This is a genomic window from uncultured Paraglaciecola sp. (assembly GCF_943787955.1).
Lineage (GTDB): Bacteria > Pseudomonadota > Gammaproteobacteria > Enterobacterales > Alteromonadaceae > Paraglaciecola.
Map to the genome: position 1 here is coordinate 15,347 of NZ_CALSOK010000007.1, position 15,926 is coordinate 31,272.

Sequence of the window (15,926 nt, forward strand, 5' to 3'; positions counted from 1 at the left end):
CCCTGCATATGTTAATCATACAGCTTTGGCTGAAGTGTTAAGCCAGCGCTATTGAGGTGATGAATTACTCAGAATTTAAATCTCAAATGTCTCTCTTCAACTGCTACCTCTTTACCATATTGAATGAAAAGGTTTTCTTCAAAGTCATTTATATCCAAACTATATTGCATATTTTCACTGGCCGCCAATTCAACAATGATATTTTCTATCTGTGGTTTATGGTAATCCAGTATTTTTTGTTTACTGCCACTTAAATACATTTGCAAATAACTATTAGCCTCGGAAGCCGTGGTACCTGTCATAATACTGAGTGCAGTTTTCATTGTTCCCGTTACCATAGACAGTAAAGGACTTGGAACAAACTGATTAATTAGGCTAGATGTATCTTTGAAAATCGAATATTCATCGTTTAAGGTATTAATATCGGTAATGCGTAGTTCAGTTAACATGACGTTTTTTGTGGTTTGATTGTATTTTGGGGTGGCTTGAACAACTAATACAACATGAGCACGGTAAATGGGGTTGGCAAAATAGGTGACTTCAATTGCGCCTAACACTTCGGCTTGAATATAAGATGATTTGAAGGGCATCGAGATATTCACTTTTGAGAGCGTAAAGCGACCTTCCCCTTTTGGGACAGCAATAGGCAATGAAAGTGGTAGGTGAGGCTTAATTAATCGACTGATATCATCTACTGAATAATCCACGTGCTTAAGTCGTTTAAAGCGGATAAGGCACTTAGCTAGGAGTAAGCGAAATGCCGTTTTAAAAGATTTTGAATCCAAACTAATGCTTCTCCATAGATAATTGTGATAATGCTTAATCCAACCTATATTTTATAACTAATTGAATTTTATTGTATAATTTTATTCCGCACGAGAGCTCCAAGTTTACAGGAAAGTAACACTGAGTTATCTTTTTTGTTACACTTACTGGTATGACATCAGATGAGTGTTGTTCATGTTATGGTCGCTGGCAACCCTGTTTCAACGGCATATTGAAGAGCAACAAGCCCTAATATTTTCAGTTCAAATAAGTAACCGATTTTATGCAAAAAATTTCTCAGACACAATTCGATTTTATCATCATAGGCGCAGGCTCAGCTGGTGCCACTTTAGCGGCGCGCTTAACTGAAAATAGCCAATTTAGCGTGTGTTTAATTGAGGCAGGTGGTAAAGATAAAAGTGCTTTTATTCATATTCCATTTGGTTTGGCCTTTCTTACTCGACTGACCAACTTAGGTTGGGAATATGATACCGAGCCGCAACCTGAATTAAATAATCGCCAACTTTTTTGGCCCCGTGGCAAAGTATTAGGTGGTTCAAGCTCTCTCAATGCAATGTGTTATATACGTGGTGTGCCTGAAGATTATGACCGATGGAGTGATATGGGCGCTAAAGGGTGGGATTGGCAAACGGTTTTACCTTATTTTAAAAAGTCGGAAAAACAACAACATGGTGAAAGCAAGTTCCACGGTGCTGACGGTTATCTGAGCGTCAGTGATTTACGCCACACTAATCCTCTTTCACATTCATTTGTTGATGCAGCTGAAGAAATTGGTTTGTCTAAAGTCACAGACTTTAATAGTGCTGAACGCGAAGGATTAGGCTTTTATCAGGTAACCCAGGAAAATGGCCAACGTTGTTCTACAGCTAAAGGTTATTTAACGCCCGCTTTAACGCGGTCTAATTTAACTGTATTAACCCATGCGCTAGTTGAGAAAATTCAAATTGAAGATGGCGTGGCGACAGGTGTAATACTGCAAATTGATGGCGAATCAATTGAACTTCATGCCAATAAAGAGGTGTTGTTATCTGCTGGTGCGATCAATTCACCCCAAGTATTGATGTTGTCTGGTATTGGGCCAAAAGAGCATCTGAGTGAAAAAGGTATTGAAGTAAAAGCAGATTTACCTGGGGTTGGACAAAACTTACAAGATCACCTTGACGCCATAGTGCAACATCGTTGCAAAAACCGTGATAGTTATTCCATTTCATTTGCGCTTATTCCACGTTATGTTAAAGCCGCGTTTAACTATATGTTTAATCGCCAAGGTCTTTTCACCAGCAATGTTGCTGAGGCAGGGGGATTCGATAGAACGGGCAGTGCAGGAGATATTCCTGATATTCAATATCACTTTTTACCGGCGATTTTGCTTAATCATGGGCGCACTACTGCATTTGGTTATGGTTATGGGGTGCATGTATGTTGCCTTTACCCCAAAAGTCGAGGAGAGATAAAGTTACGCTCAAATATCCCTAGTGATTTGGCTAGCATTAACCCGAATTACCTCGAACACCCTGATGATCAAAAAGTGATGATTGATGGTGTAAGGCGCGCTAGGAAGATTTTGGCTGCACCGTCTTTTGAAAAATACCAATCCTGGGAAATAGGACCTGGCCCTGAAGCACAAACAGATGAACAAATATTGGATTTTATTCGCAAAAAAGCCGAAACCATTTATCACCCAGTAGGTACCTGTAAAATGGGGGATGTTGAAGAGATGATGACAGTGGTAGATCCAGAACTTAAAGTAAAAGGTATGAAAGGCTTAAGGGTAGTGGATGCATCTGTTATGCCCACACTTGTTGGTGGAAACACCAATGCTCCAACAATCATGATTGCAGAACGTTGCGCTGATTTAATTAAGCAACAATACCAATAAAATTTATCGATTTGGCTAAAGAAAACCATCGATTTTTATCTTTAACATATCGCCTCTATTTATGTGTTTTAGCATAACTGAGGCGTAGTCTTTTCGAGCATTGCCAATGTGATTTAGCTTGCGAGCTTGATTTTTGACAGAAGTTCTATACTAATTACCCCCTGTCTTAGCCCGTTTTAATTCCCGTTGAATCCGCTGTTTCAGGTGATTTGAGTATACAGTTTGTGTTAAGCCCGATATCTTTTTATTGATAATAGATCTTAACGCAGATTGTGGAGTGTCAAATGAAATGGATGGTATGATTTACTACATTGTTTTTACTGTTTTTGATTATGGGATGTGCAAGTCACGACGACTTATCTAGCTCCATAGATACCCATTCTGCTCGAATAGCTCCTCACCTCAATTGGCAAAGTGATGACTACAATCTAATCGAAGTCCCTCATATAGAAGATATCTTAATGATGATAGCGCACAACATTTTTTATCGTAATACCATGCTCGGGAAAATCAAGATATTAAAGGTCATGAACGTTTGGCTGAATACTTAGGAGACTTTCTCAGTGGTTTCACTTACCGAGGCGATACTTATAATGCTGACTTAGCTGCTATTAAGCAAGCCGGTAATTGCCTATCACTTGCTATTTTAACTAAGGCTTATGCTTCTTTAGTGGGTCTTAAAGTTGAACATCGCAAAGTTAATTCTGAGCCTGTTTATTCTCGATAAAATGGCATAATGACTATGTCTTCTCATGTTCAAACACATGTTCATGCACCAGCCCAACTCGATAATAAAAAGCTAGATATATACTTTTCAAAGATCATCATAGATACTTTCCCAGCATCCAGAGGAGTAAAGGGGGGGAAGGTAAGTGATGAAGATTTTGTGTTTATGTATTATCAAAACTTGGCCGCCAAGGCATTAGTAATTGATGACTTAGATAGGGCATAATATTTGTTATCTGCCGCTCTGCAGATATCACCAATTAATATTGAAACACTCAATACCTTGGCTGTTTTGCATAAAAAATCTGGAAAGCCAGATGTAGCTGAATCCATATATAGACACACGCTTCAACATACAAAAGGCTCGGTGAGTATTTTAAGTCACTACGTAATTTTGCTTAACGAAAGTAACAGACATGTAGAAGCTGCGTTTTACGAAGACAAGTATTTGGAAATTGAAGATGACAACCCATTTAACTGGCATGATTTAGCTTATCATGCCTATGAAAGAGAAAACTATTGGAAGGCTCTATACCTTTACAAAAAATCCGCAGACATGGCGCCCTATTTACATGAGGATTTTTTGGTCAAGCAAAGACTTATTATCAACTAGCGGATAAGGCTGAGGCCAATAACGCTATGCAAAAAGCATCAGGGTTGGCTTATACCAAGATAGATGAAAAGCTTTATTCAGCGAAATTGGATACGCTAAAAGGTCACCACTAAATAACTAATGGTTAACTAAATTTTGGCAGACCCACTAAAAAACCACTATGGAATCGGTATTGTTATTAAGATTGCCCATATGCTGCAACATGAAGATCCCCATTTTGACAGTGATGGATTTATTGCCCATGTGCAGCCAGGTTATGACAATCTAGAACTGATGGAGCGAGGCAGGAAAATTGCCACGGGTTTAAAGGTTTATTTACCTGATGATTTTAACAAAGCGGTGGCTATTTTATTGGCGTCGTTGGACTCTCCTGTGGTGTATGACGAAAATAACAGCATCACTTCATTTATTTTTTTGCCCCATACAATTTATGTCACTGAAAATGGAATTGATGATTTTGAGACATCTATGCAAGCCCATTATCAACTCACTCAAAGGTTTACTTCTGAATTTGCCATTCGACGTTTTATTCAACGTTACCCAGATAAGTGTTTAGCGTTATTAACACTGTGGGCCACAGACGCGAACCTACATGTAAGGCGGTTGGTATCCGAAGGCACTCGTCCTCGTTTGCCTTGGGCATCTCGTTTACCGGAATTTATTCAAGATCCGTCTGCTGTTATTGAGTTATTAGAGCTACTTAAAGATGATTCAGAGTTGTATGTTAGACGCTCAGTGGCTAATAACCTGAACGACATTGGCAAAGATCACCCAGAGCTGTAAGCTGAGGTTGCCAAAAAGTGGCTAAAAGGTGCTTCCAAAGACAGAGTGTGGTTAGTCAAACATGCACTGCGTAGTGCCATTAAACGCGGCGAGCAAGGTGCACTGGAGGCTTTGGGATACGGTGATGTTGCTGATGTTAAAATTGTCCATATGGCCATAACACCCCAAATTGCTAAAGTGGGCTCCAGCGTTCAAATTAATTTTGAATTGATTAATCAAGCCACTAAAAATGCTGCTTTGATGGTCGATTTTGCTATTCACTTTATTAAAGCCAATGGTAAAGCCAACCCCAAGGTATTCAAGCTGAAAGCCATAGAGTTAGCATCAAAGCAGTCGTACGCGTTTTCTAAAAAAGTGTCATTAAAACCTATGTCTACTCGAACTTTATATGCGGGATTACATAAGGTCGAAGTGAGCATTAATGGGCAAAAAACGCTGATTGGCAAATTTAACTTAAGTTCATAAGTCGTTCTATTGCAGTTCAGTGTTGCTCAAATAGTTAACCACTGTATCAGTGAAATCTGTAAATAAACCATCCACTTTTAAGTCTTTAAACAACAGTTGTAGTGTTTGTTGTGTATCTAGATTGTCTGGTAACGCATCATTACGAAAAGTGTAAGGATGGACTTTTAAGCCAGCAATATGCGCTTGTTTGACAAAACCTGAAGGCTGCATCGTTTTTAAATCCATAAGCTGAGGTATCCAAGGGCCAATGCCTTGGGTAACTTTAGCTATTGCCTTTAATCCCTCAGGTGTTTTTAGGAAGTCATAATTGCTAGGTGACTCTAGCCAATCGTTTTCACCAATTAGTTGTATGAGTTTGACTTTCGCGTCTAGGTCATTTCGTAATCGCTGAATTTCAGCAAAATCAAAACACTGCAAATATACCGCTTTATCCGCATCATCTAGCTTATGTTTTCGCAAAACAGCCAAAACTAGTTGGCTGATATCCACTCCTTGATCCTTATGCCAAGCGGGAGATTTTATCTCGGGATAGAGGCCGGTAGTTTTGTTAAACTGGCGATTAAGTTGCTGGATCAATTCAATTTGTTCTTCAAAAGTGGCAATGTGAAATGTGTCATTGCCTTGGTAACGATTCGGAAAAACTTGTTTGCCTTTTGCATCTTGCCGTTCATGTACGCTAAGAGTCTTCAATTCAGACAATGTAAAGTCTAAGACATAATAATGACCGTCTTCACGCTTTCTGCTGGGAAATACTTGCTCTACATCCGTCACCGCTTCAAGTTGAATACCGTGCAACACTATTAATTTGGAATCTTTGGTCACGACTAAATCTTGTTCAATAAAGTCAGCGCCTAACGCGTAGGCTAAAGTAACCGACTCAAGTGTATGTTCAGGTAAGTAACCTGAAGCACCTCTGTGAGCAATGACTAAAGGTTTATCGGCAATGATTAAAGGTTTTGGGGGGATCATCTGACAAGAAGAAACTAAAATTAGTATTCCTAAAAAGTAGTATTTCATAATATTCACTTTATTTGCGTTCAATTAATTCGATAGCATAACCGTCGGGATCTCGCACAAAAGCGATCACTGATTTGCCGCCTTTTACTGGACCAGGCTTTCGGTATACATCCCCACCTTGTTGTTCAATAAACTCACATATGGCATAAATATCATCTACTCCGATAGCGATATGACCAAATGCATCACCCATATTGTAGTGTTTTTCGCCCCAGTTATACGTTAGCTCTAATACGGTTGTATCAGACTCTTCACCATACCCAATAAATGCCAAAGTATATTGGTACTCTTTATTCTCACTTTTCTTAAGCAGTTTCATACCCATCAAGTTGGTGTAAAAATCAATTGAGTTTTGAAGGTCGCCAACCCGCAGCATGGTGTGTAGTAAACGCATATTGATACCTTTTTTGATTTGAGTGGTAGTTGTTGGTGTTTGTCGTCTCAGGATCACAGCATAGTAGGGCAGTAATAGAAACAAAATATGACAAGAATGCAGTTTTATTGATCCTTTAGTTACGAATTAACTTGTTCGCCATGAAGAAGAACATTCAAAGCATTGGATTTCGTCAGGTAAAAAAGAGGTTTGATAAAGTTGTCATGAGTGGTTAGCTAAACATAATTTGAATCAATAAATATCAATTAAGTTAGCTATAACAATTAACAAGAAAGTTCGGTGCCAGATGCATTTTCGTTAATGCCATTTCTGTCACTGTCGCTACTCATTTTAACCCTTCCTTGCAAGGTAACTGACAGCGAGCGAGCATATTCTGACTTTCCATCTTTATGACAAAGTAAAATTTCAGTCGTTTCATTTGCTTCGCCGGTTCCGGTAAACTTAATGATATCGCTTGTGTTGGTCATTAAACTAGTCAAAGATGATGAACCACTTGTAACCAATAATTCTTCTGTGACACCTCGAATAGCGTTATCGTCTTTATCAATAAAGACTATTTTAGGATCATTCCAATCGTTTGAGCATACAGAGTAATCTTTAGATGGACATACTACTACTTCTGCTTGCTCGTCTATTGCATGGTGCCTAGCATACTGGATCAGCGAACTAGCCTCGTTGATTTCTGCGACAATACTATTTTTTATTAAGATGCTTTGAATACTGGGGCCGACTAGTGTCAGTATTATTGCAACGATGGAAACAGTGATCATTAATTCAACCAGTGTCACACCTTTTTGCTGTTTCACGTTATTCACTCCAATGTTTGTAAACTTAAGATAAACTATATTTGAACTTTTAGGGTATGAAATAGTTATCAAAGGTTAGATATAACATACACATGTTGATAATATTAGGTTGTAGCTACGTTTTAAGTTGTGAATGCTTGAAGGTAATAATGGCGAAATTTCCAGCCTAGCTGAACTTTTTACTGGCATGACATTATTGAGGTGAAAAATGCAAACGAGTACTGTGATAGAACAAATGCGGGTTTTACCTAAAATAGATGTTAATTATGAAGTTGAGCGTCGGGTCAATTTTATAAAATCTCAGCTTATTAGTAGCGGGATGACAGTTTTAGTGTTAGGTATCAGTGGGGGAGTCGATTCTTGTACTTTAGGACGACTGTCTCAACTTGCGGTAAACCAATTAAATCAAGAATACCAAAAACATTATCAATTTATTGCAGTTAGATTGCCATACAACGTGCAAGCTGATGAGGCCGATGCCCAAGCCTCAATAGATTTTATTCAGCCAAGTCAGCATATTGCTGTGAATATACAGCCCGGTGTAGATGCGATTGACCAACAAACACGTTTAGCTCTTGATGCTGCTGGGTTGCTTACTGGTAATGAAAGTAAGTGTGATTTTGTCAAGGGTAATGTTAAAGCACGTACCCGCATGGTGACGCAATATCAAGTCGCCGGTTTACTCGATGGTTTAGTTTTGGGTACAGACCATTCAGCAGAAAATATCACCGGTTTTTATACCAAGTATGGTGATGGCGCATGCGATCTTGCACCTCTATTTGGTCTAAATAAACGCCAAGTAAGGCAGGTTGCTGAATTTTTAGGGGCTCCACGAAATATTATCTATAAAGCACCAACCGCTGATTTAGAAACCTTAGTGCCACAGAAATCTGATGAGCAGGCTCTAGGAATGAGTTACGATCAAATTGATGATTTTTTAGAGGGTAAAGTCGTGGCAGATAATATTGCTGAAAAACTAGTTGCTATTTTTGAAAAAACACAACATAAACGTGTCCCCATTCCAACTATATATGATGAATGATTTTTAAATTAATAAGCCCCACTAATTGAGACATAAAATGAAAAAAATTGAAGCGATAATTAAACCGTTTAAATTAGATGATGTTCGCGAGGCATTGTCAGAAGTTGGTGTAAGTGGCATGACTGTCACAGAGGTTAAAGGTTTTGGTCGGCAAAAAGGTCATACAGAATTGTATCGTGGTGCGGAGTATAATGTTGATTTTTTACCAAAAGTTAAAATCGAATTAATAGTGACAAATGAACAATTAGAACGTGGTATTGAAGCTATTATGAAAACAGCACAAACTGGAAAAATAGGCGATGGCAAGATATTTGTATCTGACGTAGAGCGGGTGATCCGTATTCGTACAGGTGAAGAAAACGAAGAGGCTGTTTGATACTAGAAAGCGCTGTTTAAATCAAACAGGTTGTTCAGCTGAAAAACAAGTGTTTCATCGGTACAATTTGTGTTTAGGGAAAAACTGAAATAATAATTAATGCGCTTAGGTCTAGTGTACTGAAACCAGACTATAATGTTTAATAATCGTTTTTGATTGGCTCATAACTTTAAAGGAAACTCAATATGCAACAAATTAAAAAAACAGCCATTGCCACAGCACTTGGCGCAGTTGTTATCGGCTCACTTGCTTCTATTAGTGTTCAAGCTAACACTAGCCCGTTTAGCGTTCAATCTTTAGATTCTGGCTATATGCTCATTGCTGAAGAAGGCAAATGTGGTGAAGGTAAATGTGGCGGAGATAAAGCCGAAAAAGCAACCAAAACCATGAAAGAAGGCAAATGTGGTGAAGGTAAATGTGGCGGTGATAAAGCCGAAAAAGCAGCCAAAACCATGAAGGAAGGTAAATGTGGTGAAGGCAAATGTGGCGGTGATAAAGCCGAAAAAGCTGCCAAAACCATGAAAGAAGGCAAATGCGGTGAAGGTAAATGTGGCGGTGATAAAGCCGAAAAAGCAGCCAAAACCATGAAAGAAGGTAAATGTGGTGAAGGTAAATGTGGCGGCCAAGCTTAATAACTTAGGTTTAGTTAAATGATAAAGGCCGGCTCATGTCGGCCTTTATTTTAGAAAAATTCAGGTGACACATCTAATGATCAATAAACATCTTTCAGGGGTAGGCTTAGGTTTACGCCGAGAAATGCTCAATGAGCTTTTACCTGATATTCCTAGCTCTGTCGATTTTTGGGAAGTGGCGCCGGAAAATTGGATCCCTCTTGGGGGAAAGTATCAGAAAAACCTCAACCAATTTACCTCTGCCTGTAATTTTGTTAGCCACGGTTTATCATTGTCTATTGGCGGCCCTGATACTCTTGATATCAATTTTGTAAAAAAGGTTAAAGCATTCTTAGATAGACATCATATTTTATATTACAGTGAACATTTAAGTTACTGTTCGGGTCAAGGTCACCTGTATGATTTGATGCCTATTCCTTTTACCGAAGAAGCAGTTAAACATGTAGTTGAGCGGGTTAAACAAGTACAAGATATTATTGAGCGGCCGTTGCTATTAGAAAATGTGTCTTATTATGCCGCACCTGGACAAGAGATGAGCGAAGAAGAATTCACACTATCGGTATTGAATGAATCGGGTTGTTTGATGTTATTAGATGTGAATAATATTTATGTTAATTCTATTAACCACGGCTACGATGCCGAAGCTTTCTTGGCCGCTATGCCCAGCGGTAAAATTGTATATGGGCATATTGCAGGGCACTATGATGAAGCTGATGATTTAAAAATTGATACCCACGGTGCAGATGTGATTGAACCTGTTTGGCAATTACTTAAAAAGGCCTATGAGATCCATGGTGTTTTTCCGACTTTGTTAGAAAGAGACTTTAATATACCACCCATTCATGAATTGTTATTAGAAATGGAAAAAATCAGAACTATTCAGCAGCAAGTATCTGCCCAGCACCCGAAACAATTTAGCGCCTAATGACGTCACTGATAAAAACACAACGTGCTTTTATTCAGCATATAAAAAACCCTCAAGCCCATCCATTTGATGGAGAGATCGAAGACCGCCGTTTAAAAATATATCGAGATTTATTTTTTAACAATATTTTGGGTTTTCTCAGTTCAGGATTTCCTGTCTTAGAGAGTTTATATTCAGAACAACAATGGCAAGTATTGGCGCGAAAGTTTTTTATTGAACATACATGCCGCTCTCCTTACTTTATTGATATCAGTAAGGAATTTGTCGAATACCTAAGCAGTGAATATGCATTAACCGAGAGTGATCCGGTCTTTATGCTCGAATTAGCACATTACGAATGGCTGGAGTTAGACGTTAGTGTGCGCCAATCGAGTCAAATAGCTAATGTTTGGGACGGGCATTCACAGGTAATCCAAGTTCAGATGTCAGACTTAGCAAGCTTGGTCAGTTACCAATATCCGGTTCATCAAATAAGTTCTGATTTTAAACCTACACAGACTAATGAAGTGGTGTATCTAGTGATTTATCGAGATGCCACAGACGATGTGAATTTCACACTCGTTAATGCTGTATCTGCGCACTTGTTAAGTATAATTGCGCAACAAGGAGTGGCCAGCATTGACTTCCTTAGTAAAACGATGATTGCCGCCATGCCGCAACTTGACGTTCAACAAATCACCGAGTCACTTCAACAAGTGCTAAAGCAGTTATTAAAACAAGAAATATTATTTCCGGTAGACGAATAAATCTTACATCTTTACCTGATATCTTTGTTGACTGAATTTATTCGATAATAAGGATAGCAAGCTTCGCACTTAACGTTTTAAATTGCAGCAATATATTTCCCTGTTAGCGCCATACAGCTCCAGAATTTTTGGATAGTTATCACGGGCATAGCTTTTTAGGGCTATCAATTTATTAAGCTATGGATTAATATCTGGATTCAAATTTAGTTGTTTTTAAGGGTGTTTCCCCTTTGAGTCTGGAGTGCAGTAATGCAAGATAGTAACAGTCCACACGACCCATTTAATTGGGGCTATTTGTTTGCCGCCTTAGGCGTTCTGTTAGCATTACCATTAATGCATGTCATACTGGGTTGGTTCGTTTTTTACCTATAATATCCGCAACTACTCTTTTTAACCTTATTAATTTATGGGGAAATTCGTGCCCGCCGAATATATAAAATCGGTTATTAAAACCGTTCCTGATTATCCTAAACCTGGGATCATGTTTCGTGATGTTACCTCGGTTTTAGAAGATCATAAAGCCTACTCAGCCAGTATTGAAATATTATTGAAGCATTATGCGCCAATGGGTTTTGATAAAGTTGCGGGTACTGAAGCTCGTGGATTTTTGTTTGGTGCGCCTTTAGCCATTGAATTAGGGATCGGATTTATTCCGGTGCGTAAGCCAAATAAACTGCCTCGCGAAGTGATAAGTGAAAGTTATGAACTTGAATACGGTACTGATTGTCTAGAAATCCATAGGGATGCAGTAAAACCCGGCGAGAAAGTATTGATGATGGATGATTTGTTGGCAACTGGCGGTACTATGATCGCTACGGCTAATTTGATCAGGCGCTTGGGCGGTGTGGTTGAACACGCTGGTTTTGTTATTTCATTACCAGAACTTGGTGGTAATCAAAAACTTATCGATTATGGTGTTACCAGTTTTTCTATTTGTGAATTCGACGGTGAGTAACTAAGTAAATGAGTTATCAAGTTTTAGCTAGAAAATGGCGACCTAATCGTTTTGGCGAATTAGTAGGGCAAGAACATGTCGTTACTGCCATTTCTAATGCACTTGATAATAATAGACTGCACCATGCTTATCTGTTTACTGGTACGCGGGGTGTAGGTAAAACCACCATTGCTCGGATTTTTTCAAAAAGTTTAAACTGTGAACAAGGTCTAAGTGCTAAACCTTGTGGTCAATGCAGTACTTGTAAAGAAATCGAAAACGGCAATTTTATTGATTTACTTGAAATAGATGCTGCGTCTCGTACAAAAGTGGAAGACACTCGAGAGTTGTTAGATAACGTTCAATATAAACCCAGTCGTGGACGTTATAAAGTCTATTTAATAGATGAAGTGCACATGTTGTCGAAGCATAGTTTTAATGCTTTGCTGAAAACCCTCGAAGAGCCGCCGCCTCACGTTAAATTTTTGTTGGCGACCACTGATCCACAAAAACTACCCGTTACGATTTTATCCCGTTGTTTACAATTTAATCTTAAAGCCCTGTCTCGTTCACAAATTTGCCAGCAGTTAAGCTTTGTACTTGGCGAAGAAGGCATTGTATTTGACAAAGACGCGCTCAACCAGCTTGCGAGAGCTGCCCAAGGTAGTATGCGCGATGCGTTAAGTTTGACAGATCAAGCCATCGCTCAAGGTAATGGTGTAGTTGGGATACAAACAGTCACCGATATGCTGGGGCTAATGGATAAAAACCAAGTGCTCAAACTGGTTCATTCCTTGGTGAAAAAAGACAGCGGCAAAGTCATGCAGCAAGTCGAATTGATGGCTAACCAGGCTCCCGACTATGGGTTGGTCTTGGCTGAAATTATGAGCCTGCTGCACCAAATTGCTCTGACACAATTTGTGCCCGATGCATGTAAATTAGAAACGATTTCTGCCAGAGCTATTTTCCAATTGGCCAAATCTGTACCTGCTGAACAAGTTCAATTACTCTATCAAATTGCCCTGACAGGTAAAAAAGACTTACCCCATGCTGCCGATGCCAGGACAGGGCTGGAAATGACATTGTTGCGCATGCTGGCTTTTTGTCCGAATAATGTAAAGTTAGACGCACTAGACATCGTTGCCTTAACTCAAGATGTTGAAGGGGGTTTTAAACAACCCACCAGTCAAATAATAGACAATGTCACATTAGGAACGTTATCTACTGATCTCACAACACATAACTCTGATGAGATGAAAAACCAAAGCGCTACACTAGTTGAATCTGGTGTTGAATCTTCGGGTCAACAAAGCGAACCAGGTGAAGTCATAGCTGAAAATAATCCTGTGCTTGATGAAACGTTAAGTGCTGAGCCTTCATCTGAACTTTTACCCGAGCTTTCACCCGAGCTTTCACCCGAGCTTTCACTCGAGCTTTCACCCGAGCTTTCATCTGAACCAAATCAAGATCAAAGTAGATTACAGGATGGACAAGGAAAATCTTCGGACGCTGAATTATTTGCTCAGCAGGAAGATATTATGGAACAGGCAGAAAATTTTGGTCATCAACCAATAGATTATGACCAATATCAACCCGTTTCGTTGGAAGAACAACGCCATGGAGGTTTTGACATTGAACATCACACATCGGGTTATAAAAATGATGCAATACAAACACAGATCCCTCAGGCACATCCTCATCAGCAAACTGATACAAAACCAAATACCTCTACCGCTGATTTAATAGCACTTCGTAATAAGCTTAAACAAAGCCAACGTGAAGCGGGGGAAGGGGCTGAACAGGTAAAAAAGTCTGAAAGTTTTACACCATTCAATTTAGCTTCGATCCGTAATCAAAACCAAGAAGCTGAAATTAAAGCTGATGTGGCCAATGATAAAAAGCCAGGTCAGGATATTCCCCCATCAGCATCTATTTCGGAACCACAAATTTCATCTTCCAGTGTAGACCATGAAACAGATGATTTACCGCCATGGTCAGTTGAAAACGAGTCACCAGTTTCAGCAGCGGTTACCCCCTTAGTTACCCCTTCTGCTCCAACTTTGCTAACACCCATGAACAGTCCTTTTTCAGCAGAAAAAACGTTACAAGAAACTGAGTATTTCGATTCTTATGCTCATTTAGATGAAGATAATGTTGGCGATGTCACCTTAGAGGTATCAGCTTTTTTGCCTAACAAACAAAAAGTCCAAAAAGCGTTACAAATTGATGGATGGAGTAGGTTGATTGAAGATATGCAAGTGACCGCATTGACAAAACAATTAGCTTTACACTCTACTTTTAATAAACAAGGTAACACCGTTAGATTGATACTTTTAGAAACAAAGGCACATCTTATTTCAGATACAGCTCAGCAACAGCTCAAAGATGCCCTTTGTTTAGCACTTAATGAGCCTATTGAACTTGAAATTGAGCTTGGAAAACCCATTAACTCCCCATATGCCTTGCAATTAAAAGTGAATCAAGTGCGTAATGAATATGCCCGAGAAGTGGTGAAAAGTGATCCCGGCATTCAATTGTTACAAAAACAGTTTGCTGCCAAGATAGACAAACAAAGTATTCAAGCTAGATAGACGGCCAAAATTAAATATTTATTTTACACAAAGAGAGACAGATTATGATGAAAGGTGGAATGGGTAACATGATGAAGCAGGCGCAACAAATGCAAGAGCGCATGCAAAAAAACCAAGAAGAGTTAGCTAAAATGGAAGTCACAGGTGAGTCTGGTGCAGGGTTGGTTAAAGTCACAATGACATGCAGTCATGCAGTACGTCGGGTTGATATCGACTCAAGTCTTATGGAAGATGATAAGGAGATGATCGAAGATTTAGTCGCTGCAGCTTTTAATGATGGCGTAAGACGTGTGCAAGAAACCACTAAAGAAAAAATGGCTGATGTGACGGGTGGAATGCCTTTACCTCCTGGTTTTAAAATGCCTTTTTAAGACAGTAGCTGCGCAATACTAACTATAAGCAAAAAAACGTAGGTGATGGATGCAGTTTAGCCCCTTAATTAAAGAATTGATTGACGCCTTTAAGATATTACCAGGAGTAGGACCTAAGAGCGCCCAACGTATGGCGTTTCATCTTTTGGAGCGAAATCGCCAAGGTGCTCTTCAGCTAAGCCATGTATTGCACAATGCCATGGAACACGTCAAACATTGTGAGCAGTGCCGTACCTTCTGTGAAAATAAGTTGTGTGACATTTGTGCCAACCCCAAGCGACAAGAAAATCAAACATTGTGTATTGTGGAATCTCCTCAAGATATGCTGGCTGTTGAGCAAACCCTGGAATTTAAAGGCCGCTATTTTGTATTGATGGGGCACTTATCGCCCATAGACGGTATTGGTCCGGCGGACATCGGCTTAGAACAGTTATCCCAGATATTTGAAAATGACGATATCAAAGAAGTGATTTTGGCAACCAATCCCACTGTAGAAGGTGAAGCTACTGCACATTACATTGCGCAAATGTGTAAAAACCAAGCTATTAAAGCTAGCCGTATTGCTCATGGAGTGCCTGTTGGCGGTGAGTTAGAATTTATTGATGGCAATACCTTGACTCATGCTTTCGCTGGGCGCAGAGACATTTAAGTGTCTGGGAGTAATAACTTATTTGGCAAGTGAATCTGTTGCATCCAATGTGGTCAACAATACGCTCTCTGGGATAACAGTGTCTGAACTTGTTTAATCAAACATCATCAACCCTGCCTGTTTTTCCTCCAAATAAAAACAAATTATGTTGTTATCCTTGAAAACTAACTAACCGACCTCATCTACAAATC

General features: G+C 39.3%; 19 protein-coding genes. 15 read left to right on the top strand and 4 right to left on the bottom strand.

The genetic code is table 11. The annotated features are described in order from the left end of the window. Positions 1 to 68: 68 nt before the first annotated feature. Positions 69 to 785, bottom strand: coding sequence for a hypothetical protein (locus tag Q0Y52_RS06095; protein ID WP_297819391.1), 717 nt, complete (start codon positions 783 to 785; stop codon positions 69 to 71). 263 nt (positions 786 to 1,048) lie between these two features. Here Q0Y52_RS06095 and Q0Y52_RS06100 point away from each other — a divergent pair, with 263 nt between their 5' ends. The 6 genes from Q0Y52_RS06100 (at position 1,049) to Q0Y52_RS06125 (ending at position 5,252) form a co-directional block, all read left to right on the top strand. Beyond that, positions 1,049 to 2,665 carry a choline dehydrogenase gene (locus Q0Y52_RS06100; protein ID WP_297819394.1) on the top strand — a complete coding sequence of 539 codons (1,617 nt, stop codon included), beginning with the start codon at positions 1,049 to 1,051 and terminating at the stop codon, positions 2,663 to 2,665. A gap of 535 nt (positions 2,666 to 3,200) precedes the next feature. Continuing rightward, positions 3,201 to 3,392, top strand: coding sequence for a hypothetical protein (locus Q0Y52_RS06105; protein WP_297819397.1), 192 nt, complete (start codon positions 3,201 to 3,203; stop codon positions 3,390 to 3,392). 15 nt (positions 3,393 to 3,407) lie between these two features. After that, positions 3,408 to 3,617: a hypothetical protein gene (locus Q0Y52_RS06110; protein ID WP_297819400.1), complete on the top strand. Its 210-nt coding sequence runs from the start codon at positions 3,408 to 3,410 to the stop codon at positions 3,615 to 3,617. A gap of 3 nt (positions 3,618 to 3,620) precedes the next feature. Continuing rightward, complete coding sequence (locus Q0Y52_RS06115; protein WP_297819403.1) at positions 3,621 to 4,004, top strand: hypothetical protein; 384 nt, start codon at positions 3,621 to 3,623, stop codon at positions 4,002 to 4,004. 135 nt (positions 4,005 to 4,139) lie between these two features. Beyond that, positions 4,140 to 4,787: a DNA alkylation repair protein gene (locus tag Q0Y52_RS06120; RefSeq protein WP_297819406.1), complete on the top strand. Its 648-nt coding sequence runs from the start codon at positions 4,140 to 4,142 to the stop codon at positions 4,785 to 4,787. Between the two features lie 45 nt (positions 4,788 to 4,832). After that, the gene (locus Q0Y52_RS06125; protein ID WP_297819409.1) at positions 4,833 to 5,252 is read left to right on the top strand and encodes a hypothetical protein; all 420 of its coding nucleotides are present in this window, start codon (positions 4,833 to 4,835) and stop codon (positions 5,250 to 5,252) included. Between the two features lie 6 nt (positions 5,253 to 5,258). Here the strand turns inward: Q0Y52_RS06125 and glpQ are convergent, their stop codons facing one another. The 3 genes from glpQ to Q0Y52_RS06140 form a co-directional block, all read right to left on the bottom strand. After that, the gene (glpQ, locus tag Q0Y52_RS06130) at positions 5,259 to 6,269 is read right to left on the bottom strand and encodes a glycerophosphodiester phosphodiesterase (RefSeq protein WP_297819412.1); all 1,011 of its coding nucleotides are present in this window, start codon (positions 6,267 to 6,269) and stop codon (positions 5,259 to 5,261) included. A gap of 10 nt (positions 6,270 to 6,279) precedes the next feature. After that, positions 6,280 to 6,663 (bottom strand): lactoylglutathione lyase, encoded by a 384-nt coding sequence (gloA, locus tag Q0Y52_RS06135; RefSeq protein WP_297819415.1) that lies wholly within the window; start codon positions 6,661 to 6,663, stop codon positions 6,280 to 6,282. A gap of 263 nt (positions 6,664 to 6,926) precedes the next feature. Further along, complete coding sequence (locus tag Q0Y52_RS06140) at positions 6,927 to 7,469, bottom strand: GspH/FimT family pseudopilin (protein WP_297819419.1); 543 nt, start codon at positions 7,467 to 7,469, stop codon at positions 6,927 to 6,929. 208 nt (positions 7,470 to 7,677) lie between these two features. Between Q0Y52_RS06140 and nadE the strand changes: the two genes are divergently transcribed. From nadE to recR, 9 genes are all read left to right on the top strand, one after another. After that, positions 7,678 to 8,511, top strand: coding sequence for an ammonia-dependent NAD(+) synthetase (gene nadE / locus Q0Y52_RS06145; RefSeq protein ID WP_297819421.1), 834 nt, complete (start codon positions 7,678 to 7,680; stop codon positions 8,509 to 8,511). 37 nt (positions 8,512 to 8,548) lie between these two features. Next, positions 8,549 to 8,887, top strand: a complete 339-nt coding sequence (locus tag Q0Y52_RS06150; RefSeq protein WP_297819424.1) for a P-II family nitrogen regulator — start codon at positions 8,549 to 8,551, stop codon at positions 8,885 to 8,887. Positions 8,888 to 9,072: 185 nt separating this feature from the next. Further along, a complete protein-coding gene (locus Q0Y52_RS06155) occupies positions 9,073 to 9,519 on the top strand; it encodes a hypothetical protein (RefSeq protein WP_297819427.1) in 447 nt (148 codons plus the stop codon). A 76-nt stretch (positions 9,520 to 9,595) separates the two neighbouring features. Next, on the top strand, positions 9,596 to 10,444 hold the full coding sequence (locus Q0Y52_RS06160; protein ID WP_297819430.1) for a DUF692 domain-containing protein: 849 nt from the start codon (positions 9,596 to 9,598) through the stop codon (positions 10,442 to 10,444). Continuing rightward, the gene (locus Q0Y52_RS06165; RefSeq protein ID WP_297819433.1) at positions 10,444 to 11,190 is read left to right on the top strand and encodes a putative DNA-binding domain-containing protein; all 747 of its coding nucleotides are present in this window, start codon (positions 10,444 to 10,446) and stop codon (positions 11,188 to 11,190) included. The genes Q0Y52_RS06160 and Q0Y52_RS06165 overlap by 1 nt, the downstream gene beginning before the upstream one ends. Before the next feature lie 418 nt (positions 11,191 to 11,608). Next, entirely contained in the window at positions 11,609 to 12,145 is a 537-nt protein-coding gene (gene apt / locus Q0Y52_RS06170; protein WP_297819436.1) for an adenine phosphoribosyltransferase, read from the top strand. Between the two features lie 8 nt (positions 12,146 to 12,153). Further along, complete coding sequence (gene dnaX, locus Q0Y52_RS06175; protein ID WP_297819439.1) at positions 12,154 to 14,715, top strand: DNA polymerase III subunit gamma/tau; 2,562 nt, start codon at positions 12,154 to 12,156, stop codon at positions 14,713 to 14,715. 41 nt (positions 14,716 to 14,756) lie between these two features. Next, positions 14,757 to 15,086, top strand: coding sequence for a YbaB/EbfC family nucleoid-associated protein (locus Q0Y52_RS06180; protein ID WP_297819512.1), 330 nt, complete (start codon positions 14,757 to 14,759; stop codon positions 15,084 to 15,086). Positions 15,087 to 15,135: 49 nt separating this feature from the next. Further along, positions 15,136 to 15,735, top strand: coding sequence for a recombination mediator RecR (recR, locus tag Q0Y52_RS06185; RefSeq protein WP_297819442.1), 600 nt, complete (start codon positions 15,136 to 15,138; stop codon positions 15,733 to 15,735). Positions 15,736 to 15,926: the final 191 nt, after the last annotated feature.